The following is a 3,662-nucleotide window of genomic DNA, read 5'->3' on the forward strand; positions in this document are numbered from 1 at the left end:
GATTTTTTCAACGAATTTACGTTGATGTCCATTGCCACGTTGGGTGCGTTTTACATTGGCGAATACAGCGAAGGCGTAGCCGTGATGATTTTCTACGAAATTGGTGAATTGTTTCAGGATTTGGCCGTTAATCGCTCCAAGCGTTCTATCAAAGCCTTGTTAGATGTGCGTCCCGATACTGTAACGGTACTACGAAATGGAAAGCAACAGAGCGTTGGGCCGTCAGAAGTACAAATTGGGGAAAGCATTTTGGTGAAGCCAGGCGAAAAAGTGGCCTTAGACAGCACCTTATTGACCGACAACGCCAGTTTCAACACTGCCGCCCTCACGGGCGAGTCCCGTCCCGACACCAAGCGCACGGGCGAAGCTGTTTTGGCAGGTATGATTAATTTAGACAAAGTAATTGAACTAAAAGTAACCACGGCCTTTAAGGACTCCAAACTTTCCCGTATTTTGGAAATGGTGCAAGATGCCACCGCCCGGAAAGCCCCTACACAACTGTTAATCACCCGTTTAGCCCAAATATACACACCCATTGTATTTGGTTTGGCCTTGGCAATTACCCTGATTCCTTACTTTTTTGTAAATGATTATTCGTTCAATGAGTGGCTGTATCGGGGTATGGTGTTTTTGGTCATCGCTTGTCCATGTGCGCTAACGGTTTCTATCCCATTAGGCTATTTTGGAGGCATTGGTTTGGCTTCCCGCAATGGCATTTTGGTCAAAGGCTCTAACTTTTTGGACGTATTAACCGACATTAACACCGTTGTTTCGGATAAAACGGGAACACTAACCAAGGGGGTTTTTAAAGTACAAACAGTTAGCCCCCCACTCCCCGATGGGGAAGTTTCCGAAGAAGAATTTATCAAACTAACCGCCGCTCTTGAAAGTAATTCTACGCACCCCGTGGCGAAGGCGGTGGTGGAGTATTCTAATGAACAGAAGGTAAATTGGCAAAATAGCAAAGTCGAAGCCGTAGAAGAAATACCGGGTCATGGCTTGAAGGGAATGGTAGATGGCAAAGTAGTACTGGCGGGGAATTTGAAACTATTGCAAAAGTTCGTTGTTTCATACCCCGCTGAATTGGTGCAAATCGTTGAAACGGCTGTGGTCATAGCCATTGATAATCAATACGTTGGCTATATCACCATTGCCGATGAGGTAAAGGAGGATGCAGCCCGAACCGTGGCCGATTTAAAGAAATTGGGAATTGAAACGATCATGCTTTCGGGTGATAAGTCAGCAGTAGTTCAAAAAGTATCCCTCCAACTGGGCATTACCCAAGCTTACGGAGATTTGCTGCCCGAAGGCAAGGTAGAAAAAGTGCAAGAACTCAAAAATCAAGACAAAAAGATTGCTTTTGTTGGTGATGGTGTGAACGATGCTCCTGTGGTAGCCCTCGCCGATGCAGGAATCGCCATGGGAGGCATGGGTTCGGACGCTACAATTGAAACTGCTGACATTGTGATTCAGAATGACCAGCCACACAAAATCGTTTCAGCTATTAAAATCGGAAAAATTACTAAATCTGTTGTTTGGCAAAATATTTCACTGGCGATGGGTGTGAAAGTCGCTGTTATGTTGTTGGGGGCAGGAGGCATTGCTACCCTTTGGGAGGCCGTTTTTGCCGATGTGGGTGTGGCTTTATTGGCTATTTTGAATGCCTATCGAATTCAGCGAAAAGAAGTTTGAGCTCACCGAAGAACACCAAAATCAACGTATTTTATCACTCATTTATCACTGAATTTTTATGAAACTTTATTGGAATATGCCCGCATCGGTGCGGCAGCACTATCAGCAAGAACTACAACATTACCAAAACGCTTTTGCTGCGGGACATTTATCAGAAGCGTGGCATCGGCTCGAAAGAGCACATATTTTGGGACAGGCTTGGCCACTCGAACATTCCTATGTGCATTGGTTGATGCTCAAATTTGGTGTTCATATCAAAAGTACTAAAGAAGTATTGGGACAAATTCCGAGGTTATTGGTAGGAGGAGTTAAATCTTTTGTAGGGCAGATTCCAGTGGGTAATACGGGCGGGGCCAACGTTCCTCCTCTTCGTCTAATGGACATTTCCCCAGACTTGAAACAAATTTTAGAATCCAATCCCTCTTAAAGTGGCTGTTCCAAATTATTTTATCAAAGTCACTGCCAATATCACTAAACGATATTTGGATTTCCCGTAAAGAATACTAAATTGTACATCAAATCTCTAAGAGCCTGACCTTCTTGTTATTCCATTTACACATACGGCAACGAATCGCCGCTTTTTTTGCGATTTTCATGCTGTTGATTCAACTCAACAACGTGCTATTTCGCCATGCCCACCGCTTGGCAAACGGGAAGGTTATCTCACATGCTCACCCTTACAAGCCCGTTGGCAATAGCCCGTTTCAGCCCAATAATCACTCGGCTAACGAGTTGTACCTTTTAGATACGGTTTGTAATCCTATTTTTGTAGGATTAACAGCTTTTACCTTTTCCTTTGAGTTACTGGTGTTTTATTTTATCAACGAAGTAACTTTTTGTTATAAAACGCCATTTATAGCTTATTTTTTTGATACACCTTCGCTGAGAGGCCCGCCCATTTTTTGTTGAAATGCTACCTATCTCTAACCAAAGCAAGTGCCTTTTGCTGCACAGTTCTGGTTGGGTGCCCTTTTATTTTCAACAAAAAACGTAAACTGATGAAACCAATTTATTACTTATGCCTGCTGGCGTTTGGTGCTTTTGCCATTACCGCCTGCGAAAAATTATTGCCCGCTGCGCCCGAAGAACATGAAGTGTTGGACGGAACCATTGAAGGGCTGACGGGTACCGAAAATGCCCAATTCTTACGGGGCGACCTTGCCTTCACCCGAAACTTTACGCCTGCTACGGGGCTAGGGCCGCTCTTTGTTTCAAATTCTTGTATTAGTTGCCACGCTGGCGACGGTAAAGGCCATCCCTTCACCAACTTAGTACGATTTGGACAAACCGACGAAACAGGTAACAGATTCATGGCACACGGCGGTCCTCAACTCCAAAATAAAGCTATTCCTGGCTTTTCACCCGAAAACATTCCATCAGGGGCTTCTCATGCTATTTTTATGGCTCCTGCTAACACAGGTTTGGGCTTTTTGGAAGCCGTACCCGACGCCGATATTATGAAAATGGCAGACCCTGAGGACAAAGACGGTGACGGTGTTTCGGGTGTTCCGAATTGGATTGAACTACCCGATTTTGTCAAACCTGCCACCAATGCCATCAGCAAAGAGGGTAGGTACATAGGGCGGTTTGGGCGGAAAGCAGGAGCGCATAACTTGCTCAACCAGACCGTCAATGCTTACAACCAAGATATGGGTGTCGTGACGTCTTATTCTCCCCATGACACATACAGCGGCAAGGAATTAGACCCCGAAGTGCCTAACGTAGAGGTGGAAGATTTGGTATTTTACCTTCATACACTCAAAGCCCCCATTCAACGTAATGCCGATGCTGCTGATGTAAAAGCAGGCAAGCAACTGTTTGTCAATATCCAATGTGGAACGTGCCATCGCCCAAGTTTAAAAACAGGTAATTCGTATATCAAGGCACTGTCATTTGTCGTTTTTTCTCTTCGGTTATTATTTTCATTGGCTTACAGATTTGACACTGCAAAAGTAAAGCTCACTGGCGGG

The 3,662-nt window shown here is 44.7% G+C and carries 4 protein-coding genes; all 4 read left to right on the forward strand.

Annotation, left to right across the window (positions count from 1 at the left end; translation table 11 throughout):
* Positions 1–1,692: heavy metal translocating P-type ATPase (locus K339_RS0109765; protein WP_028523418.1), on the forward strand; the 1,692-nt coding region annotated here is incomplete at its 5' end.
* Between the two features lie 58 nt (positions 1,693–1,750).
* On the forward strand, positions 1,751–2,119 hold the full coding sequence (locus K339_RS0109770) for a DUF3703 domain-containing protein (protein WP_028523419.1): 369 nt from the start codon (positions 1,751–1,753) through the stop codon (positions 2,117–2,119).
* Between the two features lie 113 nt (positions 2,120–2,232).
* Positions 2,233–2,601, forward strand: coding sequence for a DUF8478 family putative metalloprotein (locus K339_RS38180; RefSeq protein WP_064750961.1), 369 nt, complete (start codon positions 2,233–2,235; stop codon positions 2,599–2,601).
* Positions 2,602–2,690: 89 nt separating this feature from the next.
* Positions 2,691–3,662 (forward strand): di-heme oxidoredictase family protein (locus tag K339_RS33240; RefSeq protein WP_051397919.1); only part of this gene is annotated, 972 nt, incomplete at its 3' end.

This window comes from Runella limosa DSM 17973 (assembly GCF_000482465.1).
Lineage (GTDB): Bacteria > Bacteroidota > Bacteroidia > Cytophagales > Spirosomataceae > Runella > Runella limosa.